Raw genomic sequence first — 24,226 nt, forward strand, 5'->3', positions numbered from 1 at the left:
AAGGGGTCATTTTGCGGTTTCCTCTGCGGGAAGTCCAACCACAGGCCTTATTCAGTTGCCTGCATGGCCTCTGTGGGAGCGGGTTTACCCACGAAGAGGCCAGTACAGGCGCTACATCTATTCAATCTCAAACAAACTGTTGCGCAGTGGCCCAACGCTCAAACGCTCACGCACATCGTCATCTATACGTGGATCATCCGGCCGGTACAGTTTTACCTGCCGATAGGCATTGATGCGATTGATCTCTTCCCCCAGATACTCCCACACCACCCGGGTACAGGCCGGGTTGCGTCGGTCGCCGCTGGACACTCCAGCCTTCAGGCCATTCAGGCGGGTGATGCGGCTTTTGAAGCTGGGGATGAGGATGGTCTGGCTCATTTCGTTGTACGTGAGCGACTCGTAGTCGATCAGGAACAGCCGGTCCTGCAACTGGAACGCAGCACCCAGGTAGCGGCAGCGTACCTCGGCGTGCTGGTCGGTGGTGCTGGAGCGTTCCTGGCGTTCCTGGCGCTCGAACAGGAAGCGGCCGCGCTCCTCCCACAGGTGCACCAGCGACACCAGGATGGTGCCCGGCACCGACATGCAGTTGGAATACTCGAAGTAGTAACCGCAATAACGCGACAGGTTGCCGGCGTGGTCGTGCAGCGGACGGAACAGTTCGCTGATCGGGTCGCTGGGCTGGTCGGCCAGCGTCGACACCCGTGCGCCGATGAGCCTGGCGAACTGCTCGGCCGGCAAATTCAGTTCGTAATCCTCGACGCCGAAGAAGTCACCGATGCGCTTGAGGTTGTAAGCCGTCGGACGGCTCTGCCCGCTCAGGTACTTGTTGAACTGTGCCCGGTTGATCGACAGCTGTCGGCAAACTTCGGAAATAGAGCGGTAGTGGCTGCAAGCCAGCTTGAGGTTGGTAGCGAAATGATCGCTCATGTGCGGGACCCAGGTGACGCGAATGACGCCATTGTAGCATCAAGTCGCGCCAACTGAGACCAACCCGCGAAATTGTAACCACTCTTGTCATGGCCAACCATGCGCCCCAACGAATAGCGGTGCGCCTGCCGTCCGCTGGTCTTTCCACACGAAGAATAAGAATCGAGGTCATTCTCCAATGCTCGAAGTACTCAACGATTTCCTCTCGGGGAAACTCCTCATCGTGCTGATCGTAGGGCTGGGTAGCTACTTCACCATCCGCTCCCGATTCGTTCAGTTCCGCCATTTCGGCCACATGTTCGCCGTGTTCAAGGAATCGCTGCGTGGCCAGGCAGGCCAGCTGAGCTCCTTCCAGGCCCTGATGCTGAGCCTCGCCGGCCGCGTTGGCGCAGGTAACATTGCCGGTGTCGGTATTGCCGTGACCCTGGGTGGCCCAGGTGCCGTGTTCTGGATGTGGGTCACCGCATTGGTGGGCATGTCCAGCAGCTTCTTCGAATGTACCCTGGCCCAGGTGTACAAGCGCGCCGATGGTGACGGCCTGTACCGTGGCGGCCCGGCCTACTACATCCAGCATGGCCTGAACCGCAAAGGCATGGCCATCGTGTTCTCGATCCTGCTGCTGGTCACCTACGGCTTCGCCTTCATCGGCCTGCAGTCGTACACCGTGACCCACTCGCTGCAGAACGCCTTCAACTTTGCCCCGAGCCAAACCGGTATTGTCCTGGCCGTGCTGCTGGCAATCACCTTCATCGGCGGCATCAAGCGCATCGCTGCGGTGTCGGACCTGCTGGTACCGGTCAAGACCCTGGCCTACATCGGGGTGACCCTGTACGTGATCGGCACCCAGATCGAACACGTGCCAGCCATGCTGGAAACCATCTTCAAGAGCGCCTTCGGCCTCGACCCAGCCTTCGGCGGCCTGCTCGGCAGCGCCATCGTCATGGGCGTGAAGCGTGGCGTGTTCGCCAACGAAGCGGGCCTTGGCAGTGCGCCAAACGTCGCTGCCGTGGCTGCGGTGAAACACCCGGGCGCCCAGGGCGTGGTCCAGGCCTTCAGCGTGTTCCTCGACACCTTCGTGATCTGCACCTGCACCGCGCTGCTGATCCTGCTGTCGGGCTTCTATACCCCGGGCTTCGAGGGTGACGGCATTGTCCTGACCCAGAACTCGCTGGCCGCCGTGGTCGGTGACTGGGGCCGTGTGTTCGTCAGCGTGGCACTGTCGCTGTTCGTGTTCACCTGCATCCTCTACAACTACTACCTGGGCGAGAACAGCCTGCAGTTCCTCACCCGTAACCGCGTGGTACTGATGGTGTTCCGTGGCCTGGTGCTGGCACTGGTGGTCTGGGGCTCGATGCAAGACCTGTCGACCGTGTTCGCCTTCGCCGACATCACCATGACCTGCCTGGCCTTCGTCAACCTGGTGGCCCTGGCCCTGCTGTTCAAAGTCGGCCTGCGTGTGATGCGCGACTATGACGAGCAGCGCAAGGCGGGTATCCAGCAGCCGGTGTTCGATTCGACCAAGTTCGCCGACCTGGACCTGGACCGCAATGCCTGGCCTGCCAATCCGCAGGCGGAAACAGCCACTGACAAAACAGTCGGCCAAGCGCAGCCTCAGCGCTGATACCCTGCCCTGCCCAGCCGCCCCTTCTGCGGGCGGCTTTTCTTTCTCCGCTCACCGCTACGGATGTTCTCCATGCGTGCCGTAAAGAATCTTCTCGTTCTCTATACCGGTGGCACCATCGGTATGCTCGAAACCCCGGAAGGCCTGGCGCCAGCCGGCGGTTTTGAAGCACGGATGCGCGAGCACTTCGCGCACATGGCCGATGCGCCCCAGCTGCAATGGACCCTGCAGGAACTGAACCCGCTGCTCGACAGCGCCAACATGCAACAGAACAACTGGCTGGCGATGCGCGATGCCATTGTCGATGCGGTAGATGTGGCGGGCCATGACGGCGTGCTGGTGCTGCACGGCACCGACAGCATGGCGTACAGCGCTGCGGCATTGTCGTTCCTGCTGCTGGGGCTGCCGGTTCCGGTACTGCTGACCGGCTCGATGCTGCCGGCGGGTGCCGCTGACAGCGATGCGTGGGCCAACCTGTGTGGTGCGCTGCGCCAGTTCGAACATGGCCTGGAAGATGGCGTGCGGCTCTACTTCCATGGCCAATTGCTGCATGGCTGCCGGGCCTCGAAGCTGCGCAGCGAGGCGTTCGATGCCTTTGCGGCGCTGCCGCGCCATCGTGATGGTGAGCATGCCGACATGATCCCTGCCGAGCTGGGCTACAAGCAGCCGCGCAAGCCGGTCAACCTGGCGGTCGTGCCGGTGTTCCCGGGGCTGCAGGCCGGGCACTTGCAAGGCTTGATCGACAGTGGTGTGCAGGGGTTGCTACTGGAATGCTACGGCAGCGGTACCGGCCCATCGGATGACCAGGCATTGCTGAATGTACTGAGCGCGGCGCGCCAGCGCGGTGTGATGCTGGCGGCTATCAGCCAGTGTCCTGAAGGTTCGGTGGTGTTCGACACCTATGCGGCGGGCAACCGCTTGCGCGGTGCCGGATTGGTCAGTGGTGGCGGCATGACCCGTGAGGCAGCGCTGGGCAAGATGGTTGCGCTGTTGGGGGCGGGTTTGGATGTGGATGCTGCAGAGCAGTGGTTTGCTCTGGACCTGTGCGGGGAACGGGCCTGAACAGGCGAAAGAAAATGGCGGAAGGCAGCGGGAGTCGAACCTGCCCGGGAACGGCTGCCGTCCCCAACCGGGTTTGAAGCCCGGCCGCGCCACCGGGCGCGATTGCCTTCCTTGAACTCAGTGCCTGGTCTGCTGCTGGGCCAGGGCGCTGTCGGCGCGGATGTGACGCTGGTCGGCCACCCTCCGGGTCAGGCCGATGCGGTCGAAGTACTCGAGAATCTGCACACTGCGCTTGCGACCGATACCCAACATATCGCGAAACGCGGCAACCTGCACTATCGGCGTCTCACTGGCCTGCCCCAGCAGCAGCGCTGCCATGCGCTGTAGCGTCACCTCAGGGTAGAACAGGTCACGCACCACCTGGTGCACCAGGCCCAGCCGTGCAAGCTTGCGCAACAACAGGCGCACATCAGCTTCGGCGCAGTTCTCTTCACTTGCCAGCGTCCTGACCCAGGGCGGGTCGTATTGCCCCGCCAGCAACCTCGGCTCCAGGCGCGCCCACAACTCACTGTCGGCTTCGCTCAATTGCACCTTATGATCGGGCAAATGCAGCCAAGGCCCGCTGCTGGCGATGCTGCCGTCTTCAAGCAACTCATCCAGCAGGCTGACGAAGGCCGGTCGCTCCAGGGGCAGGGCTGCAAAACGGCGCAGGCGATCACGGTCCGGGCCGAGCTGGTCGGGCTCTTGTTCGTGGAACCGTGCCAACTGCTCCATCACCTGCTGCTTCAGCACGTGCCACTTGGCAGTGGCGAACAGCAGTTGGCCCTGCCGCGTGGCCACCACCAAAACTTCTTCCGGCAACTGCCAGGTTTCTCGCAGGCGATTGAACTGCCGCTCAAGCCGCTGGGGGTCGATACCGCCCGGTGCACTGGCAAGCAGCGCCGGCAGCGCCTGCTCCAGTTCTTCGGTATCGCGCAGCACCTGCAACTGGCGCAGGCGCTCATCGCTGCGGCGTTGGCGGCTTGGCGCGAACGGGTCCAGCACCTTGCCACCGCCCAAGGTGCGCTGGGCACGCTGGTCGCGCAGCACCAAACGGTCGCCATGCACCGCCTGCAGCGGCGCATTGAGCAACAACTGGGCAAACATGCGCTGGCCGGCCGCCAGGCTTTCACCTTCAAGCAAGGCGACCCGGGCCGTCACATCCTGAGTCCCCAGGTGTACGTGCACCGCGCTGAAATGTTCGAACGTACGTGTCTCTCCCGGTAACAGGCTCAGCTCGATATCCACCCGTACGCCAGGCGCATGCAGCCACTCAGGCACCAGCCAGTCACCCCGGTGTACCTGCTCCAATGCCAGTCGCTCGGCAGCGATGTTCAGCGCCACCCGCTGGCCCGCTTCTGCCACCAACGAGGCCTTGTTCTGTGCATGCAGGCCACGCACGCGCACCGCTTTGCCGGCCTTGCCCAGCAACAAGGTATCGCCGGCACTGACCCGCCCGGCCAGCGCCGTGCCGGTGACCACGACGCCAGCGCCGCTAACCGCGAAAGCGCGGTCGACGGCCAGACGAAAACCACCGCGCACAGCGCGTGCCCGTACATTGGCCTCAGCCTCCAGCAGGGCTTGACGCAGCGCGTCCACGCCTTCCCCGCTGATGCTCGACAATGGGAACTGCCGCGCACCGGCATACGGCCCTGGCGCCAGCAGTTCACTGACTTGCGCCTGCACATCGGCCAGCCGGGCCGGCTCGACCCGGTCGCATTTGCTGATCGCCACCAGGGCCTGGGGAATGCCCAGCAGCTCGATGATCGCCAGGTGCTCGCGCGTCTGCGGCATGACCCCGTCGTCAGCAGCCACCACCAATAGCACCAGGTCGATGCCATGGGCACCGGCCAGCATGTTGTGGATAAATCGCTCGTGGCCCGGCACATCGATGAAGCCCGTCAGCGGCGCGCCTTCGCTCAGTGCCGCATAGCGGTAGCCAAGGTCGATGGTCATGCCGCGGGCGCGCTCTTCCTGCCGCTGGTCGCCGGCCTGGCCAGTCAGCGCTTGCAGCAGTGCGGTCTTGCCGTGGTCGATGTGCCCGGCGGTACCAACGATCACTGCACAGCCCCCAGTTGCAGGGCGGGCAACTGGGCCAGCCACTGGGCTTCGTCATCCAGTTGGCGCAGGTCCAGCCACAGGGCATCGTCATCGATGCGGCCCAGCACCGGCACAGGCAGATCACGCAGGGCCCGCTCCAGTACATGCAAGCTGCGCCCGCGCAGCTTCTTCGACACTTGCGGGCGCAGGCACAGCGCGGCACTGGGCAGGCGCGCCACCGGCTGGCTGCCACTGCCAATCATGCCCAGGGCAGGTTCGACGCTGACGGCCCATTGCTCGCCGAGGCGCGCCTTGAGTTCAGGCGACAGGCGCTCGGCCTGAGCCTGGATCTCGGCCTGGCTGCGGGTCAGCAGGCGCAGGCTGGGCAGGCGTTCGGCCAGGCGGTCGGGGTTGCGGTACAGTGCCAGCACCGCTTCAAGGGCTGCGAGGGTGATCTTGTCGACGCGCAAGGCTCGCTTGAGCGGGTTTTTCTTGATCCTGGCGATCAGGTCCTTGCGGCCAACGATGACCCCTGCCTGAGGCCCGCCCAGCAGTTTGTCGCCGCTGAAGGTGACGATATCGGCGCCATCAGCCAGGGCCTGACGCACCGTAGGTTCGGCGGGCAAGCCCCAGCGGGTAAGGTCGAGCAGGCTGCCGCTGCCGAGGTCTTCGAGTAGCGGCAGTTCATGTTGGCGGGCGATCCGCGCCAGCTCGGCAGTGGGCACCTGTGTGGTGAAGCCCTGAATGCTGTAGTTGCTGCAATGCACGCGCATCAGCAGGCCCGTGCGCGGGCCGATGGCGGCCTCATAGTCGCGGGCGTGGGTGCGGTTGGTGGTACCGATTTCGTGCAGCTTCACGCCGGCCCGGGCCATGATGTCGGGAATGCGGAAGGCACCGCCGATCTCGATCAGCTCACCACGCGAGATGATGCCCTCCTTGCGTGCGCCCAGGCTATTGAGCGCCAGCAGCACGGCAGCGGCGTTGTTGTTGACTACGGTGACGGCTTCGGCGCCGGTCAGTTCGCGGATCAGGCCTTCGATCAGGTCATCGCGGTCGCCACGTTTGCCGGTGGCCAGGTCGAACTCCAGGTTGAGCGGATAGCGGGCGGCAGTCTGCATGGCCTCGATGGCTTCTTCGGGCAGCAGGGCGCGGCCGAGGTTGGTGTGCAGCACGGTGCCAGTGAGGTTGAACACACGGCGGACCTGGCTGCGCTGTTGCGCGGCAAGGCGTTCACCGGTACGGCCCAGCAGCACTTCGGCGGCCAGTTCGGCGGCGCTGAGCTCACCGTTGCGGGCAGGGTCACGCAGGTCGTCGAGCAGTTGGCGCAAGGTAGCCAACACTGCATCGCGGCCGTGACGGTCGATCAGCGGGAGGCAGGCCGGGTGGCGCAGAAGGGTGTCGATGGATGGGAGGCGTGGGGTGTCGCTGGCTAGGCTTGAAGACATGCGGTACTACCTTGGGTTATCCGGTGTCTGTACTGGCCTCTTCGCGGGCACGCCCTCTCCCACAGTGTCCGCGCTGTATTTGAGGCTTGCGCAGTCCTTGTGGGAGCGGGCTTGCCCGCGAAGAAGGCAACTCGGTCTTTCAGTGTAGACACTCACCCACTAACCGGGCGCAAGCATCAGGTTGGGCGCCAGGCGATGAAAGCCCTCTTCGTCCAGGCGCATATCCAGCGCCAGGCTGGCCAGGTCGTCGGCCAAAGGCTCGGCCGCCGCATCGTTCTCCAGATAGTTCTGCTTCAGGTAGCTTTCGCACCCCGGGCAGCACTCGGCACGCAATGGCGCCTTGCCCGGCGCATGGCGATCATCCTCAAGGCTGGTATAGCGCAAGTCCTTGCTCGACTCGCAATACACGCACTTCACCCGCACCACATGCCATTCACAGGCACACAACGAGCAGGCCAGGTAACGCAGGCCATTGTGCTTGCCACGGTTGCGCACCACCCCGGCCATTGCCGGCGAACCGCAGGCCGGGCACTGGGCCAGGCTGCCAGCAGGTTTCAGCTCCGGCGTTGGCAACGCCAGCAGCCAGCTGGACCAGGCCGCCTGCAACGCAGCCCCGAGGAACGGCACCAATGCCGCTGGCACCGCGTCATACTGCCCTGCCAGCAAAGCGATGCCCCAGCCTTTGCGCTGGTTTTCATCACTGCCACGCAGCACCTGCAAGGCCTCACCCAGCGGGCCACTGTTTTCACCGTTGAAGTGCTCAAGGAGGGCCTGTAACCAAACCAGCCAAGGCCCTTCGCGCACCAGGCTGTCCGCCGCCAGCGGCGGTAAACCATGACTTATGCACAGGCGCTGACGTTCCTCGGCCACCGGCACGCCAGCGGGCGGGTTATCCACAAGCTGCTGCTGGACACGGCACAACCGCGCCACCAGCCTCAGGTAGTCGCCAAGTGCGTTGCCCTCGGCCAGCTGATCCAGACGTGCAGCGCGCACGTCAAACAGGTTGGCGGGCGGCAGGTGCAGAAACGGCGGCATCACCGCCGACGCTTCGATCTGCCCGGGTTCGAGTATCGTGCTCAAGCATTCATCCTTCTTTTCGTCCGTGATTGCCCGGCGTCTTGTCGCCGGTCACTTCGCGGTACCACAACTCATGGTGCTTGCGTGCCCAGGCGCGGCTGACCCAGCCATGCAGCATGGCGCCGATCGAGCCCTTGATCCAGATGCCGGCATAGATGTGCACGATGATGCTGAGGATCAGCACGAACGCCGCCAGCGCGTGCAGCAGCGCAGACAAGCGAATGGTATCGATGCCGAACCAGTGGCTGAAGTACGCTCGCCAGATCACCACCCCACTCACCAGCAGCACCAGCATGCACGCCAGCAAGGTCCAGAACAGCAGCTTCTGTCCGGCGTTGTACTTGCCGATGGGCGGCACGCCATCCTCTCGATTGACCATCACCCGATCGATGCGACGTAGCCACAGGCGGTCGTTGGCGGTGATGAAGTTGGCGCGCCAGAAACGGAACACCAGGCCGAGGAAGAACGCGAACATCGCCACCCCGATGAAGGGGTGCAGGATGCGTGTCCACGGCCCGCCGCCAAACAGGTGGCTGAGCCAGAACAGCGCCGGATGAAACAGCGCCAGCCCCGACAGCCCCGCCAGGATGAACAGGATTGCCACAATCCAGTGGTTTGTCCGCTCATTGGCGTTGTAGCGCAGGATGGGTTTGTTGTCGTTCATGGCCGCTGCTCCCCTTGCCCACCGGGCTTGGTCGGGTCGTAGACATGGACCGCAGGATCCACCTGATGCACGTTGTCATCCGCCGGCGTGGGGTGCTCCTCCTCTTCGACCCGCTGGGGGCCAACCCGCACATAATGGAAGAACCCGGCCAATACCGCCGCGCCCATGGCCAGCAGCGCCAGCGGCTTGGTGAAGCCCTTCCACAACCCCACCAACGGGCTGATCACCGGCTGGTCCGGCAGGCCGGCGTAGAGCTTCGGCGTGTCGGCATGGTGCAGCACATACATCACATGGGTGCCGCCGACGCCATCCGGGTCGTACAACCCGGCCTTGTCGTAGCCCCGCGACTTCAGGTCGACAATGCGCTCGGCGGCATGCACTTTCATCTCGTCCTTGCTGCCGAACACGATCGCCCCGGTCGGGCAGGTTTTCACGCAGGCGGGCTCCAGGCCCACGGTCACGCGGTCGGAACACAGGGTGCACTTGTACGCCTTGTGGTCCTTCTGCGAGATACGCGGGATGTTGAACGGGCAGCCGGTGATGCAGTACCCGCAGCCGATGCAGTGGTCCTGGTTGAAGTCGACGATGCCGTTGGCGTGCTTGATGATCGCCCCCGGGCTCGGGCAAGCCTTCAGGCAACCCGGTTCGGCACAGTGCATGCAGCCATCCTTGCGGATCAGCCACTCCAGGTTGCCGTCATCGCGCTCGTGCTCGGTGAAGCGCATCAGGGTCCAGGTTTCGGCGGTGAGGTCCTGGGGGTTGTCGTAGGTGCCGTGGTTGTGGCCGACCTCGTCACGCAGTTCGTTCCATTCCGAGCACGCCACCTGGCAGGCCTTGCAGCCGATGCACTTGGTGGTGTCGATCAGCTTGGCGACTTCCTGCTGCTGGCGTACCGAAGGCGGTACGGTGGTGGTGGCCGAGCGGGCGATGATGTCTTGGCTGGCCATCAGAGTTTCTCCACTTTGACGAGGAACGACTTGGACTCTGGCGTCTGGGTGTTGCCGTCACCGAGGAATGGCACCAGGGTGTTGGTCAGGTAGCCATGCCGGGTAGCGCCGGTGAAACCCCAGTGCAACGGAATGCCGATCTGGTGCACGGTCTGGTTGTTGACCTGGAGTGGGCGAATCCGCTTGGTCACCACCGCCACCGCATCGATATGCCCGCGCTTGCTCGACACCCGCACCCGGTCGCCGGCCTTGATGCCTTTCTCGTTGGCCAGCACCTCGCCGATTTCGACGAACTGCTCGGGCTGGGCGATGGCGTTGAGCCGGCAATGCTTGCTCCAGAAGTGGAAGTGCTCGGTCAGCCGATAGGTGGTCGCCGCGTAGGGGAACTCGTCATGCGTGCCGAGCGTGTCCCACACCGAGTCGAAGATGCGGCCAGCCGGGTTGCTGACCACCTTCTTGTTCTGCGGGTGCAGCGGGTTGATACCGATCGGCGTTTCGAACGGCTCGTAGTGCTCGGGGAACGGCCCCTCTGCCATCTTGTCGATGGCAAAAAAGCGGGCCACGCCTTCGGGGTTCATGATGAACGGGTTCATCCCGGCCTCGGGCGGCGAGTCGGCCTTGAAGTCCGGCACATCGGTACCGGTCCAGGCCTTGCCGTTCCACCATACCAAGCGCTTCTTCTCCGGGTCCCACGGCTTGCCTTGCGGGTCGCTGGAGGCACGGTTGTAGAGGATGCGGCGGTTGGCCGGCCAGGCCCAGGCCCAGTTCTGCACTTGGTGCATGCCGTACGGGTCGCTGTTGTCACGGCGAGCCATCTGGTTACCCTGCTCGGTCCAGCTGCCGGAGAAGATCCAGCAACCGGACGCAGTGCTGCCGTCGTCCTTGAGCTGGCCAAAGCCCGCCAGTTGCTGGCCGGCCTTGAGCACTGCGCCAGTCGGATCGGTGACGTCCGTCACCGCCCAGCCGTTCATTTCCTTGGCCAGCTCCTCCGGGGATGGCTCTTCAGGGACCTTGTATGGCCAGTTGATGTTCATCAGCGCGTCAGGATAGGCGCCACCTTCGGCCTGGTAGCGTCGGCGCAGGCGCAGGAACAACTCGCTCATGATGTGAACGTCGGTGCGGGTCTCGCCCGGGCCGTCGGCGCCCTTCCAGTGCCACTGCAGCCAGCGGCTGCTGTTGACCAGCGAGCCGTCTTCCTCGGCAAAGCAGGTAGTGGGCAGGCGGATCACTTCGGTCTGGATGTTGGCCGTGTCGACATCGTTGAACGGCCCGGCGTTGCGCCAGAACTCCGAGGTCTCGGTGGCTAGCGGGTCCATGATCACCAGCCACTTGAGTTTGCTCAGGGCGGCAGTGACACGGTTCTTGTCCGGCAGCGCGGCAATCGGGTTGAAACCTTGGCACATGTAGCCGTTTACCTTGCCCTGGCCCATCATCTCGAACATGCGCAGCACGTCGTAGGCCGGCACATCGAGCTTGGGCAGCCAGTCGTAGCCCCAGTTGTTCTCCGCCGTGGCATTGGCGCCGTACCAGGCCTTCATCAGGCTGACATGGAACTTGCCGTAGTTCTGCCAGTACGACAGTTGGCCAGGACGCAGTGGCTTGGAGGCGCGCTTGTCGATATAGGCGGCATAGTCCTGCTCGGCATCACCGGCCAGGGTCAGGTAGCCCGGCAACGAGTTGGACAGCAGGCCCAGGTCGGTCAGACCCTGGATATTGGAGTGCCCGCGCAAGGCGTTGACCCCACCACCGGGCATGCCGACGTTGCCCAGCAGCAGCTGGACCATGGCCGCACTGCGGATGATCTGCGCACCGATCGAGTGCTGCGTCCAGCCAAGCGCGTAGAGAATCGTCATGGTCTTGCCCGGTGCCGAGCAGGTGGCGATCTCTTCCCAGATCTTCAACATGGCGTCCTGCGGCATGCCACAGGTCATGCTCGCCAGTTCCGGGGTGTAGCGGCTGTAATGCTGTTTCATCAGCTGGAACACGCAGCGCGGGTGCTGCAGGGTCGGATCGACCTTCGCATAACCGTCCTCACCCAGCTCGTAACCCCAGCCGGATTTGTCGGCATACACACGCTTGGCCTCGTCGTAGCCGCTGAACAGCCCGTCCTCGAAGCCATAGGTCTCTTTGACGATGAACGACACATCGGTGTAGTTACGCACGTACTCGTGCTGGATCTTGTCATTGCTCAGCAGGTAGTTGATCAGCCCGCCCATGAAAGCGATATCGGTACCGGTACGGATCGGCGCGTAGTAGTCCGCCACCGAAGCGGTACGGGTAAAACGCGGATCGACCACGATCAGCCGCGCCTTGTTGTGCGCCTTGGCCTCGGTCACCCATTTGAAGCCGCACGGATGCGCTTCTGCTGCGTTGCCACCCATCACCAGGACCAGATTCGCGTTGGCGATATCGGACCAGTGGTTGGTCATGGCGCCACGGCCGTACGTCGGGGCAAGACTTGCCACCGTCGGGCCATGTCAGACACGTGCCTGGTTATCGAACCCCAGCATGCCTGTTGCGCGGACGACCTTGTGGGTCAGGTAGCCTGCCTCGCTGGAGGCGGCGGAGGCAGCCAGAAAACCGGTGGTGAGCCAGCGGTTTACGGTTTGCCCCTGGGCGTTCTTTTCGATGAAGTTGGCGTCGCGGTCCTGCTTCATCAGGTCGGCGACGCGATCGAGCGCCTCGTCCCAGCTGACCCGCACCCACTCCTTGCTGCCCGGCTTGCGTACCTCGGGGTACTGCAGGCGGCTCGGGCTGTGGATGAAGTCCAGCAGGCCAGCGCCTTTCGGGCAGAGGGTGCCGCGGTTGACCGGGTGGTCGGCGTCACCTTCGATATGGATGATGTTCTGTTTGACGTTCTTGCCCGCATCGCCCTGGCTGTACATGATCAGGCCGCAGCCGACCGAGCAGTAAGGGCAGGTGTTACGGGTTTCCTTGGTATGCGCCAGCTTGAAGTGACGCACCTGCTCGGCGAATGCGGGTGTCGGGGCCATGCCCAACGCCGCAAGGCTCGAGCCTCCAAGGCCGACGGCGGCGACCTTGAAGAACTGCCGACGGTTCAGGTCCATCGTGCACTCCTGATCAGGTGGTGGACGCACGGAACATGGCCGGCGCCTCTTGGTAGTCACGGTGGCGGCCAATTGATGGCCGCCAACAGTTAAGACTAGTCAAGAATCCGGAAGGTGCGATGACATGGGTCAGTGTTAAGGTCCGGGTCAGGCACGCGGCAGGTTGCGCACCACATTCAGGGCCGCGCTGCTCTGCGCCACCGGCATGATCTCGACGGTATTGATGTTCACGTGCGCCGGCTGCTCGGCAATCCAGGCTACCGTAGCCGCGATATCCTCCGGCAGGATGGCCTCGACATCCCGATACAACGCCTGCACCGCATCCAGGTCGCCATTCAGACGTACCACCGAGAAGTCAGTGCCCGAGCACAGCCCCGGCTCGATGTTGCTCACCCGTACTCGGGTGCCCGCCAGGTCGGCACGCAAGTTGAGGCTGAACTGTCGGACGAAGGCCTTGCTGGCGCCATACACATTGCCGCCCGGGTAGGGGTAAGTGCCGGCGATAGAGCCAATGTTGATGATCATGCCGCTGTCGGCTTCCACCATTTGCGGCAGAATCTTGTGGGTAACCATGGCCAGGCCGGTGATGTTGGTGTCGATCATCCGCTGCCAGTTTTCGGCGCTGCTGGCCTGGGCTCGGTCCACGCCCAACGCCAGCCCGGCGTTGTTGACCAGCAGGTCGATCTGCAGCGATGCATCCCGAATGTGCTCGATCGCCGCCTCCAGCGACACCGGGTCGGTGACATCCAGCGCCAGCGGAATGAAATTGACGCCCAACTCGGCCTCCAGCGCTTTCAGTTTGTCCATGCGCCGGGCTCCACCGATCACGCGGTATCCTTTGCCGATCAGCGTGCAGCAGATGGCACGGCCAAAACCCGAGGAGGCGCCAGTTACGAATGCGGTTTTCATCAGTTTTCTCCTATCAGTAGGTCAGGCCAGGTACTTCACGCCCAGGCTGGTGAACAGGCAAAGCATCGAGAACACCAGCGCCTTGCGTACCACTTCGTTGCCTTTGCGCAGCGCCAGGGCACTGCCCAGGTGGTTACCCAGGATGTTGCAGGCCACCAGCGGCAATGCCAGCAGGTAGACGACCTTCCCGGCGATGACGAAGGCGACCAAGGCGCCGATGTTGGAAGCGAAGTTGAAGGTTTTGGAGTTGGCCGAACTGGAGACCAGGTCCATGCGCAGCAGGTAATGGAAGGCGATGATGAACATGCTGCCTGTGCCGGGGCCGAAGAAGCCGTCATAGAAGCCGATGGCCAAGCAGGTCAACGGAACCACGGTGTAGAGCATGCGAGAAGACAGCTCTCGCTCCGCTACCGGGCGGTCCTTGGGGGTGAGGAAGATGAGGATCCCGAACGGGATCAGCGCCAGGATGATCTTGCCTACAGTCTCTTGCGAGATCGACACGATCAAGTGCGCCCCCAGGTAAGCACCCAGCAGTGAGAACGGCACCCCGACCAACGCCACCTGCCAGACCATCTTGCTGTTGGCCAGGAAGTTGCGAATGGCTGCCAGTGTGCCAAGGGTACTGACCAGTTTTTCCTGGCCCAGTGCCACCTGCGGCGGCATGCCAACCAGCAAAAAGCCCGGTACCAGAAACAGACCGCCACCACCGGCAATACTGTCGACGAAGCCTGCAACGAAGGCGATCGCGCCGAGCATGAGGATTGCCAGCAACCAGTGTTCCGCCCAGTAAGCACCCAGAATTTCCATAGCAAAGCCCATCCAATGGCGTGTTTTGCCAAGGCCGACGTGAGTGAGCCTGCCCTGATTGATGCGATGATTGTAATTACGAAAATTGAATCGGCGCAATCATCAATTTATTCGACTCAATTCTCACGATTACCATCATTACCTGCATCTGAGCTTTCATGCTAGGCTGCGCGCTCTTGCAGAATCTGGTGCGTTTTCCATGTGGGTCCCTCATTACGGCGATCAAACCCAGCCGGTTTACCTGATGATCGCTAATGCCCTTGAACAGGACATCGAAAGTGGTCGGCTTGCAGCAGGTGATCGCTTACCCACCCTCAAGGACCTTGCCGAGGCACTGAATGTGACGCCCGGCACTGTCGGCAGGGCCTACGATGAGGCAGCCAAGCGTGGCCTGGTGGTTGGCGAAGTCGGGCGTGGCACATTTGTGAAACAGCAGCGACAGCCATTGCCTATCCCGTCGGCGCCCGCCCCCCTTGCCGGCGAAAGCAGCCAGATCGATCTCTCGATCATCAAACCCAACGACGCTCACATGAGCGAGTGGCTAGGCACGGCCATCGTCGAACTGGCCGCTTCTTCGGACTTGGGGCAAGTACTCGATTACGTGACCGAGGGGGGCCACACCTCACACAAGCAAGCCGGTGCGGCCTGGATTCAGCGCTGGCTGCCAGATGCACGCTGGCAACAGGTTGTACTGACCTCTGGCGCGCAGCATGGGCTGCTGGTGGCCATCAGCAGCCTGTCGAAGAACGACGATGTGGTGCTGTGCGAGTCGCTGTGCTACCCGGGCATCATCTCCCTCGCCCACAGCATGGGCCGCCGTCTGCATGGTGTGGCCATGGACGAGCACGGCATTATTCCTGATGCATTGCGCGCGGCCTGCCTGGAGCACCGCCCTTCCCTGTTGGTGTGTGTCACCACCCACCAGAACCCCACCAACTCGATCATGCCCCACGCACGGCGCCAGGCCATCGCAGAGATCGCCCGCGAGTTCGACCTGTTCATCGTCGATGACGATATCTACGGCTTCCTTGAACCCGCCCCGGATTACCAGCCACTGGCAGCGTATGCGCCAGAACGTTCGGTGTATCTCACCAGCCTGTCCAAAAGTGTGCTGCCGGCGCTGCGTATCGGTTACCTGTACGCACCACCGCAAACCCTCTCGCGGCTATCGTCGATGGTACGCAGCAGCGTCTGGATGCCATCGCCGTTGATGGCACAACTGGCCAGCAACCTGATCAACAGCGGCATGGCCGACCAGTTGGTGCGAGAACAACAGGAAGAGGCTACCGCGCGCCAGCAAATGGCCCAGGAGATCCTTGGCAAGTACAAGATCCGCAGCCAGCCCAACAGCTTCCACATCTGGCTGGAGTTGCCCGAGCCGTGGACCAGCGACGAATTCGCCAACCTGGCGCGTAACAACGGCGTCACGGTAGTTAGTGGCAGCCAGTTCCTGCCAGAGCGCAGCCACGCCAGCTGCGGCGTGCGCATCGCCCTGATGGCCCCCAGCCGCCAGGAACTGGGCTTTGCCCTGACCAAGCTGGTCAGCTTGCTGGACTCGCCGGAGCCGCGGTTGTTTTATTGAACTGGACTGGTATTGGTGTAGTCGTGCCATTGGGGCACGATGCGCCCGTTTCGCGACGCGAGACCACTCCAACAGGCACTCGGTTTCACAGGGCTCGATTTGTAGCCGTCAACCAAACAGGTACAGCAGAACGGCACCAGCCAAAAGATCTGAGGGCAGACTGTCAAGTAAGAGGCATAACTTGAATCAATGTCGAATGTGACGCTAACAAGGCCCGAACATACTCGCTCGACTACAAGTCGATGAATACACTGAAATTATCTCCTTCCAGATATCGGACAGAAACCTGACCGCTAACATCTTGCCCATCTTCCGTTACAAACTTGTAATGGGACAGGAGAAAATCCTCCCGATAAACAATGCCTTCATCCCGCTGCTTCCCGCCCCACGCCATTATCAACCCGCCGGCCATTGCAACGAGGCCGGAGTTCGCTTGTATGTGTTGAATCAGAGTTGGGCCTGAAAACCGGTCATAATAAATAACCTCAGGCCCAAACAGGAAGATGCCAAGGCCCAGTGCGGAAATTGCGAAACCAATGCCTATTAGTACTCGACCGTAAAACGCAGCGTCCCCAGCAGGCCCCTCAAGATGAGCCGCATACATCTCGGAAAAACCGGAGACAACGTAGTTTCGCGCGTCTGATTTCAGGTTTATTTGACCTAACAGGCATTCCTTCTCAGCACTTTGCATGATCCACTCCTTTAAAAAGTGAATACTAAGCGATCAGAATAGAAAAAAGTGCGCTCCACTAAAACTTCAGAAGTCTCTGACATTTACGGTCAGCGTTTCCTATAACCATATAAAATTGGCAATATCTTATAGGCATTTTTCCTACTCAATGGGCTGCCGAGATTCCCGCAATATCGCGAAGCTGGCGCCCTATCCTCGCCGCTTTCTTTTTAGAGGAAAGCCCGCACAGCACTACCACTGTTTGCTCATAAAAAAACCCAAGACATCTGCCTTGGGTTTTTGGTTTTTTGCCAGCTGCTTAACGGCTTGGATCAGAACGGAATATCGTCATCAAAGCTGTCAAAGTCAGCCGCCGGCTGTGGCGCTGGCTGCTGCGGCGCCGGGCGCTGAGGGGCCTGTTGCGGGCGCTGGGCCTGCTGGCGCGGCGGGGCCTGGTTGTACTGTTGCTGCTGACCACCTTGGTTGTAGTTGCCGCCACCCTGGTTGTACGGGTCACCGCCCTGCTGGCCCTGCGGACGACCGCCCAGCAGCTGCATGGTGCCGTTGATGTCGACGATGATCTCGGTGGTGTAGCGCTTGATACCGTCTTTTTCCCACTCACGGGTCTGCAGTTTGCCTTCGATGTAGCACTGCGAACCTTTGCGCAGGTACTCGCCGGCGATCTCGGCAACCTTGCCGAACAGCGACACACGGTGCCACTCGGTACGCTCTACCTTCTGGCCCGACTGCTTGTCGGTCCACTGCTCGCTGGTAGCCAGGCTCAGGTTGGTCACGGCGTTACCGTTGGGCAGGTAGCGGACTTCGGGATCCTGGCCACAGGTGCCGACCAGAATGACTTTGTTAACCCCACGGGCCATAACGTTCTCCTAGGCTTCGCACGCCGAAGAGGCTGGGTTCACCAGTCGCTCGAGGGTCGCACGGTCCAAAATTTTCGTATCCAGTTTGATATAGATAGCGGCTTCTTCAGCCACCACCACAGCGTCGGTCACACCCGGCACGGCCATCAGGCGCTCTGTCAGGCCGGCTTCCCGGACTGCCTCAGGCGTCAGCGGCATGCGCAGGCTGGTCACATAAGGCGGCTCGTTCATGCGCAAGGCGACGACCAGCCAGATGGCACACAGCACCGCGCAACCGAGGAACACCGTGTCCAGCCCACCGTGCTGGAACAACCAGCCACCAAGGATCCCGCCCAGCGCCGCACCGAGGAACTGGCTGGTGGAATACACCCCCATCGCCGTCCCCTTGCCACCGGCAGGCGACACCTTGCTCACCAGCGAAGGCAGCGATGCCTCCAGCAGGTTGAATGCGGTAAAGAATACCACGGTGCCAATCACCAGTCCGCGCAAACCGTCAGCCCACTCCCAGAAGTATATCTCTGTCAGCAGCAGGACACTGACAGCGCCGGCCAACACGCGTTTCATCTTGCGCTTTTTTTCGCCGTAGATGATGAACGGGACCATTGCAAAAAATGAGATGAACAATGCGGTCAGGTATACCCACCAGTGTTCCTCCTTGGGCAGCCCACCGCGCTCGACGAAGGCCAGCGGCAGCGCGACGAAGCTGGCCATGAGAATGGCATGGAGGACGAAGATGCTTACGTCCAGGCGCAGAAGGTCCGGATGACGCAGGGTTGGGCCGAGTGCCTGGCGCGCCACGCCCGATTCGCGGTGCTGCAGGATGCTATGCGTGTTGGGCACGACAACGGCAATCAGCAAGATGCCTACCAGGGCGAGCCCTGCCGTGGTCAGGAACAATCCTGACAAGCCAAAGGCACTTGTCAGCAAGGGGCCGACGACCATGGCGACGGCAAACGACAGGCCGATACTCATGCCGATCATGGCCATGGCCTTGGTCCGGTGTTGCTCGCGGGTGAGGTCGGACAGCAGCGCCATGACGGCGGCAGAAATCGCACCGGAGCCCTGCAAAACACGCCCGGCGATCACACCCCAGATGGAGTCGGCCTGGGCCGCCAGCACACTGCCCAGGGCGAAAATCACCAGCCCCAGGTAAATCACCGGCCGGCGGCCGATGCGGTCGGAAATCATCCCGAACGGGATCTGCAATACCGCCTGGGTCAGGCCATAGGCGCCAATGGCCAGGCCGATCAGCGCAGGGGTGGCACCGGCCAGGTCCATGCCGTAGGTGGCCAGTACCGGCAAGACCATGAACATGCCCAGCATACGAAAGGCAAAGACCAGGGCAAGGCCGCCAGCGGCGCGGGTTTCGCCGCCACTCATGCGCTCGTTGTGGGTGTCGTGCATGGATTAACCTCGTGTGAACCGGCGGCGATTCTATCAGTCCGACAGCGTAACGGCATCTACGCGACGCTTTGCCGCGTCATACTGGCGCGCCGTATACTTCCTTGTTTATGCCCGCCAAGCGAGGCCGCAGTGGACAAGATCCTGATTCGTGGGGCACGTACCCACAACCTGAAGAACATCGACCTGACCCTGCCCCGGGACAAGCTGATCGTGATCACCGGCCTGTCCGGTTCCGGCAAGTCGTCCCTGGCGTTCGACACCCTCTACGCTGAAGGCCAGCGCCGCTACGTGGAATCGCTGTCGGCCTACGCCCGGCAGTTCCTGTCGATGATGGAAAAGCCTGACGTCGACACCATCGAAGGCCTGTCGCCGGCCATTTCCATCGAGCAGAAGTCGACCTCGCACAACCCACGCTCCACGGTCGGCACCATCACTGAAATCTACGACTACCTGCGCCTACTGTATGCCCGCGTGGGTACGCCACGCTGCCCGGACCACGATATCCCGCTAGAGGCGCAAACGATCAGCCAGATGGTCGACTTGGTGCTGGAGCGCCCGGAAGGCAGCAAGCTGATGCTGCTGGCGCCGGTGGTGCGCGAGCGCAAAGGTGAGCACCTGGCGGTGTTCGACGAACTGCGTGCCCAGGGCTTTGTACGTGCCCGGGTCAACGGCAAGCTCTACGAGCTGGACGAACTGCCCAAGCTCGACAAGCAGAAAAAGCACAGCATCGATGTCGTGGTGGACCGCTTCAAAGTGCGCGCCGACCTGCAACAGCGCCTGGCCGAATCGTTCGAGACCGCGCTCAAGCTGGCCGACGGTATCGCCCTGGTGGCACCGATGGACGACGAGCCAGGCGAAGAGATGATCTTCTCCGCGCGCTTCGCCTGCCCGGTCTGCGGCCATGCCATCAGTGAACTGGAGCCGAAGCTTTTCTCATTCAACAACCCTGCCGGTGCGTGCCCGACATGCGATGGCCTGGGCGTGAAGCAGTTCTTCGACACCAAGCGCCTGGTCAATGCCGAACTTACCCTGGCCGAAGGCGCAATCCGCGGCTGGGACCGGCGCAATGTGTACTACTTCCAGATGCTCGGTTCGCTGGCCGCGCATTACGGGTTCAGCCTGGAGGAGCCGTTCGGCGAGCTGTCGGCCGAACACCAGAAGGTGATCCTGCAAGGCAGTGGCAAGCAGAGTGTCGACTTCAAGTACCTCAACGACCGTGGCGATATCGTCAAGCGCTCGCACCCGTTCGAAGGCATCGTGCCGAACCTGGAGCGCCGCTACCGCGAGACCGAATCGGCCACCGTGCGTGAAGAACTGGCCAAGTTCCTCGGCACCCAGCCCTGCCCGGATTGCCGTGGTACCCGCCTGCGCCGCGAAGCACGCCATGTGTGGGTGGGCGAAAAAACGCTGCCGGCGGTCACCAACCTGCCGATCGGTGAAGCCAGCAGCTACTTCGGCGAGCTGACCCTGACAGGCCGCCGTGGCGAGATTGCCGCCAAGATCCTCAAGGAAATCTGCGAGCGCTTGCAGTTCCTGGTCAACGTCGGCCTCGACTACCTCACCCTCGACCGTAGCGCCGACACCCTGTCCGGTGGTGAAGCGCAGCGTATCCGCCTGGCCAGCCAGATTGGCGCCGGCCTGGTCGGAGTGATGTACATCCTCGATGAACCGTCCATCGGCCTTCATCAACGCGACAACGACCGCCTGCTGGCCACCCTCAACCACCTGCGTGATTTGGGCAACACGGTTATCGTGGTGGAGCACGACGAGGACGCCATTCGCTTGGCCGACTACGTGGTCGATATCGGCCCAGGGGCCGGCGTGCATGGTGGACAGATCGTCGCCGAGGGCTCGCCACAGGAGGTCATGGACCACCCTGATTCGTTAACCGGCAAGTACTTGTCCGGGCGCAAGAAGATCGTCGTGCCAGCCAAGCGCACGCCGCGCAACAAGAAGCTGCAACTTAAGCTCAAGGGTGCGCGTGGCAACAACCTGCAGAACGTCGACCTCGAAGTCCCCATCGGCCTGCTGACCTGCGTGACGGGGGTATCCGGCTCGGGCAAATCGACGCTGATCAACAACACCCTGTTCCCTTTGGCCGCTACGGCCCTCAATGGCGCAAGCAGCCTGGAAGCCGCACCGCACAGCAGCATGGATGGCCTGCAGCACCTGGATAAGGTGGTGGATATCGACCAGAGCCCGATCGGCCGCACTCCGCGCTCGAACCCGGCAACGTATACCGGTATTTTCACCCCTATCCGCGAGCTGTTCTCCGGGGTACCGGAGTCGCGCTCACGCGGCTATGGCCCGGGACGTTTCTCGTTCAACGTCAAGGGTGGCCGTTGCGAGGCCTGCCAAGGCGATGGCCTGATCAAGGTCGAGATGCACTTCCTGCCAGACATCTACGTGCCGTGCGACGTGTGCAAGAGCAAGCGCTACAACCGCGAAACACTGGAGATCAAGTACAAGGGCAAGAATATCCACGAGGTGCTGGAAATGACCATCGAGGATGCCCGCGAGTTCTTCGATGCGGTGCCAGCGCTGGCGCGCAAGCTGCAAACGCTGATGGATGTGGGCCTGTCGTACATCAAGCTGGGCCAGTCGGCGACCACCTTGTCTGGCGGCGAGGCGCAGCGCGTGAAGCTGTCTCGCGAGTTGTCCAAGCGCGATACCGGCAAAACCCTGTATATCCTGGATGAGCCCACCACGGGCCTGCACTTTGCCGATATTCAGCAGTTGCTGGACGTGCTGCATCGCCTGCGCGATCACGGCAATACCGTGGTGGTGATCGAGCACAACCTGGATGTGATCAAGACTGCTGACTGGCTGGTGGACCTGGGACCGGAAGGTGGTTCCAAAGGTGGGCAGATCATTGCCTGCGGTACCCCGGAAGAGCTGAGCGAGATGAAGCAGTCGTATACCGGGCATTACCTGAAACCGCTGCTAGAGCGGGACCGGGCCTAAGTGCCGCTGCAATGAAAAAGCCCCTGGTACCGTTGGTACCAGGGGCTTTTTCTTGAGTGTGTGGATAACTTACATCTGCGACTGCAGGTAGTTCTCCAGGCCAATGGCCTTGATCAGGCCCTGCTGCTTCTCTAGCCAGTAGGTGTGATCTTCTTCGGTATCCGCCAGCTGCGCACGCAGGATGTCACGGCTGATGTAGTCCTTGTGCAGCTCGCACAGCTCGATCCCTTTGCACAGCGCACCGCGCACCTTGTACTCAAGCTTGAGGTCGGCCTCGATCATTTCCGGCACGGTGCTGCCGACTTCCAGGTCGTCTGCACGCATGTCAGGGGTACCTTCGAGCATCAGGATGCGACGCATCAGGGCATCCGCGTGCTGCGTCTCTTCTTCCATCTCGTGGTTGATACGCTCGTAGAGCTTGGTCAGTCCCCAGTCTTCGTACATGCGCGAATGAATGAAGTACTGGTCGCGTGCCGCCAATTCGCCCTTCAGCAACGTGACAAGGTAGTTGATTACGTCCGGGTGGCCTTGCATCGCCCTGCTTCTCCATATGAAAACGTCTATGGCACATAGTGTGAACCAGCTTTTGCCTGCGGTCACTGAAAAACGCGCAATAAGAAGCAAAAAATCGGTTAAACAGTAGTGATATTCATTGAAAAACCGCCCAAATGAGGGCGGTTCTTCTTATCACTTCGACTTAGGCGAGATTGATGCCCAGGGCCTTGGCGATGCCTTCTCCGTAGGCTGGGTCGGCCTTGAAGAAGTACTGCAACTGCCGTTGGATGACGTCTTTGCTGACACCCGCCATGGTTCCAGCGATGTTGCTGATCAGCAGGGCCTTCTGCTCATCACTCATCAGGCGGAACAGCGCGCCGGCGTGGCTGTAGTAGTCAGCGTCCTCGCGGTGATCGTAACGGTCGGCCGAACCATTCAGGGCCAATGCGGGCTCTGCGTGACGTGGCGACTGCTTCGGTGCCGCGGCGTAGCTGTTGGGTTCGTAGTTCGGCGCACTGCCATAGCTGCCAGTGGCCATGGAGCCGTCGCGCTGGTAGCTGTTGACCGGGCAGCGTGGCGCATTCACCGGCAACTGTTGGTGGTTGGTACCCACACGGTAGCGGTGTGCGTCCGCGTAGGCGAATACGCGACCCTGGAGCATGCGGTCTGGCGACAGGCCGACCCCCGGCACCATGTTGCTTGGCCCGAAGGCAGCCTGCTCGACTTCGGCGAAGTAGTTGAGCGGGTTACGGTTAAGCTCAAGCACGCCCACTTCGATCAACGGGTAGTCCTTTTGTGACCAGGTTTTGGTCACGTCGAACGGGTTCTCGTCGCGGCTCGCGGCCTCGGCTTCGCTCATCACCTGGATGCAGACAGTCCAGCGTGGGTAATCACCTCGCTCAATGGCTTCGAACAGGTCGCGCTGGGCGTAGTCCGGGTCAGTACCTGCCAAACGTGCGGCATCTGCCGGAGCAAGGTTCTTGATGCCCTGCTGGGTCTTGAAGTGCCATTTGACCCAAGTGCGCTCACCCTGGGCATTGATCAGGCTGTAGGTGTGGCTGCCAAAGCCGTGCATGTGGCGGTAGCCGTCCGGAATGCCACGATCAGAGAACAGGATGGTGACTTGGTGCAGCGCCTCGGGCGAGTGCGACCAGAAATCCCACATCATCTGGGCGTTTTTCAGGTTGGACTGCGGGTGCCGTTTCTGGGTGTGGATAAAGTCCGGGAACTTGAGCGGATCACGAATGAAGAACACTGGCGTGTTGTTACCCACGATGTCCCAGTTACCTTCCTCGGTGTAGAACTTAACGGCAAATCCGCGAGGGTCTCGCTCTGTGTCCGCAGAACCACGTTCGCCACCCACGGTAGAGAAGCGCAGAAATGTCTCGGTCTGCTTGCCAACCTGCTCGAACAGTTTGGCGCTGGTGTAACCGGTGATGTCGCGGGTTACGGTAAAAGTGCCATAGGCGCCCGAACCCTTCGCGTGTACCCGGCGCTCGGGGATGTTCTCACGGTTGAAATGGGCGAGCTTCTCGATCAGGTGGAAGTCGTCGAGCAGCAGCGGGCCGCGTGGGCCGGCGGAGCGGGAGTTCTGGTTGTCGGCTACAGGTGCACCGCTGGCGGTGGTGAGAATCTTGCTCATGGGCTCTCCTTATCGGTCTTGAAGCGCCGGCTAATCGGCTATGGA

18 protein-coding genes and 1 tRNA gene are annotated in these 24,226 nt (G+C 61.9%); 4 read left to right on the forward strand and 15 right to left on the reverse strand.

Features of this window, described 5'->3' with window-relative positions:
• Window positions 1-117: 117 nt before the first annotated feature.
• The gene (locus tag D906_RS25170; protein WP_016715339.1) at window positions 118-927 is read right to left on the reverse strand and encodes a helix-turn-helix transcriptional regulator; all 810 of its coding nucleotides are present in this window, start codon (window positions 925-927) and stop codon (window positions 118-120) included.
• A gap of 178 nt (window positions 928-1,105) precedes the next feature.
• Between D906_RS25170 and D906_RS25175 the strand changes: the two genes are divergently transcribed.
• Together D906_RS25175 and D906_RS25180 are read left to right on the forward strand one after the other, a co-directional pair.
• Window positions 1,106-2,548, forward strand: coding sequence for a sodium:alanine symporter family protein (locus D906_RS25175; RefSeq protein ID WP_019096683.1), 1,443 nt, complete (start codon window positions 1,106-1,108; stop codon window positions 2,546-2,548).
• Window positions 2,549-2,611: 63 nt separating this feature from the next.
• Entirely contained in the window at window positions 2,612-3,610 is a 999-nt protein-coding gene (locus tag D906_RS25180) for an asparaginase (RefSeq protein ID WP_177325295.1), read from the forward strand.
• 15 nt (window positions 3,611-3,625) lie between these two features.
• Here the strand turns inward: D906_RS25180 and D906_RS25185 are convergent.
• The 9 genes from D906_RS25185 to D906_RS25230 form a co-directional block, all read right to left on the reverse strand.
• Window positions 3,626-3,721, reverse strand: a tRNA-Sec gene (locus D906_RS25185).
• Window positions 3,722-3,727: 6 nt separating this feature from the next.
• Window positions 3,728-5,650, reverse strand: coding sequence for a selenocysteine-specific translation elongation factor (gene selB / locus D906_RS25190; RefSeq protein ID WP_027615785.1), 1,923 nt, complete (start codon window positions 5,648-5,650; stop codon window positions 3,728-3,730).
• Window positions 5,647-7,074: an L-seryl-tRNA(Sec) selenium transferase gene (gene selA / locus D906_RS25195; RefSeq protein WP_025754605.1), complete on the reverse strand. Its 1,428-nt coding sequence runs from the start codon at window positions 7,072-7,074 to the stop codon at window positions 5,647-5,649. Before selA ends, selB begins: the two co-directional genes overlap by 4 nt.
• Before the next feature lie 159 nt (window positions 7,075-7,233).
• Window positions 7,234-8,154 carry a formate dehydrogenase accessory protein FdhE gene (fdhE, locus tag D906_RS25200; protein WP_019096687.1) on the reverse strand — a complete coding sequence of 307 codons (921 nt, stop codon included), beginning with the start codon at window positions 8,152-8,154 and terminating at the stop codon, window positions 7,234-7,236.
• A 4-nt stretch (window positions 8,155-8,158) separates the two neighbouring features.
• Complete coding sequence (locus D906_RS25205; RefSeq protein ID WP_019096688.1) at window positions 8,159-8,815, reverse strand: formate dehydrogenase subunit gamma; 657 nt, start codon at window positions 8,813-8,815, stop codon at window positions 8,159-8,161.
• On the reverse strand, window positions 8,812-9,762 hold the full coding sequence (gene fdxH, locus D906_RS25210; protein WP_019096689.1) for a formate dehydrogenase subunit beta: 951 nt from the start codon (window positions 9,760-9,762) through the stop codon (window positions 8,812-8,814). Before fdxH ends, D906_RS25205 begins: the two co-directional genes overlap by 4 nt.
• Window positions 9,762-12,830, reverse strand: coding sequence for a formate dehydrogenase-N subunit alpha (gene fdnG / locus D906_RS25215; protein ID WP_143503511.1), 3,069 nt, complete (start codon window positions 12,828-12,830; stop codon window positions 9,762-9,764). The genes fdxH and fdnG overlap by 1 nt, the downstream gene beginning before the upstream one ends.
• Window positions 12,831-12,977: 147 nt before the next feature.
• A complete protein-coding gene (locus tag D906_RS25225) occupies window positions 12,978-13,739 on the reverse strand; it encodes an SDR family NAD(P)-dependent oxidoreductase (protein ID WP_027615783.1) in 762 nt (253 codons plus the stop codon).
• Window positions 13,740-13,760: 21 nt separating this feature from the next.
• Complete coding sequence (locus D906_RS25230) at window positions 13,761-14,546, reverse strand: TSUP family transporter (RefSeq protein WP_027615782.1); 786 nt, start codon at window positions 14,544-14,546, stop codon at window positions 13,761-13,763.
• Window positions 14,547-14,745: 199 nt separating this feature from the next.
• Here D906_RS25230 and D906_RS25235 point away from each other — a divergent pair, with 199 nt between their 5' ends.
• Complete coding sequence (locus D906_RS25235) at window positions 14,746-16,128, forward strand: PLP-dependent aminotransferase family protein (protein ID WP_027615781.1); 1,383 nt, start codon at window positions 14,746-14,748, stop codon at window positions 16,126-16,128.
• A 232-nt stretch (window positions 16,129-16,360) separates the two neighbouring features.
• Here D906_RS25235 and D906_RS25240 read toward each other — a convergent pair whose 3' ends face one another.
• The 3 genes from D906_RS25240 to D906_RS25250 all read right to left on the reverse strand — a co-directional run bounded on the left by D906_RS25240 (window position 16,361) and on the right by D906_RS25250 (window position 19,080).
• Window positions 16,361-16,819: a hypothetical protein gene (locus D906_RS25240; RefSeq protein ID WP_025754601.1), complete on the reverse strand. Its 459-nt coding sequence runs from the start codon at window positions 16,817-16,819 to the stop codon at window positions 16,361-16,363.
• Window positions 16,820-17,130: 311 nt separating this feature from the next.
• On the reverse strand, window positions 17,131-17,676 hold the full coding sequence (locus D906_RS25245; RefSeq protein ID WP_025754600.1) for a single-stranded DNA-binding protein: 546 nt from the start codon (window positions 17,674-17,676) through the stop codon (window positions 17,131-17,133).
• A 9-nt stretch (window positions 17,677-17,685) separates the two neighbouring features.
• Window positions 17,686-19,080, reverse strand: coding sequence for an MFS transporter (locus D906_RS25250; protein WP_016715324.1), 1,395 nt, complete (start codon window positions 19,078-19,080; stop codon window positions 17,686-17,688).
• Window positions 19,081-19,209: 129 nt separating this feature from the next.
• On the opposite strand from D906_RS25250, the gene uvrA reads away from it, so the two are divergent.
• Window positions 19,210-22,044: an excinuclease ABC subunit UvrA gene (gene uvrA, locus D906_RS25255; RefSeq protein WP_019097630.1), complete on the forward strand. Its 2,835-nt coding sequence runs from the start codon at window positions 19,210-19,212 to the stop codon at window positions 22,042-22,044.
• Window positions 22,045-22,113: 69 nt separating this feature from the next.
• Here uvrA and bfr read toward each other — a convergent pair whose 3' ends face one another.
• Together bfr and D906_RS25265 are read right to left on the reverse strand one after the other, a co-directional pair.
• On the reverse strand, window positions 22,114-22,578 hold the full coding sequence (gene bfr, locus D906_RS25260) for a bacterioferritin (RefSeq protein WP_016715322.1): 465 nt from the start codon (window positions 22,576-22,578) through the stop codon (window positions 22,114-22,116).
• 163 nt (window positions 22,579-22,741) lie between these two features.
• Window positions 22,742-24,181 (reverse strand): catalase, encoded by a 1,440-nt coding sequence (locus tag D906_RS25265; RefSeq protein WP_027615780.1) that lies wholly within the window; start codon window positions 24,179-24,181, stop codon window positions 22,742-22,744.
• Window positions 24,182-24,226 lie beyond the last annotated feature (45 nt).

Origin of the sequence: Pseudomonas sp. LAIL14HWK12:I1 (genome assembly GCF_003202095.1) — a bacterium.
GTDB classification, from domain to species: domain Bacteria; phylum Pseudomonadota; class Gammaproteobacteria; order Pseudomonadales; family Pseudomonadaceae; genus Aquipseudomonas; species Aquipseudomonas monteilii.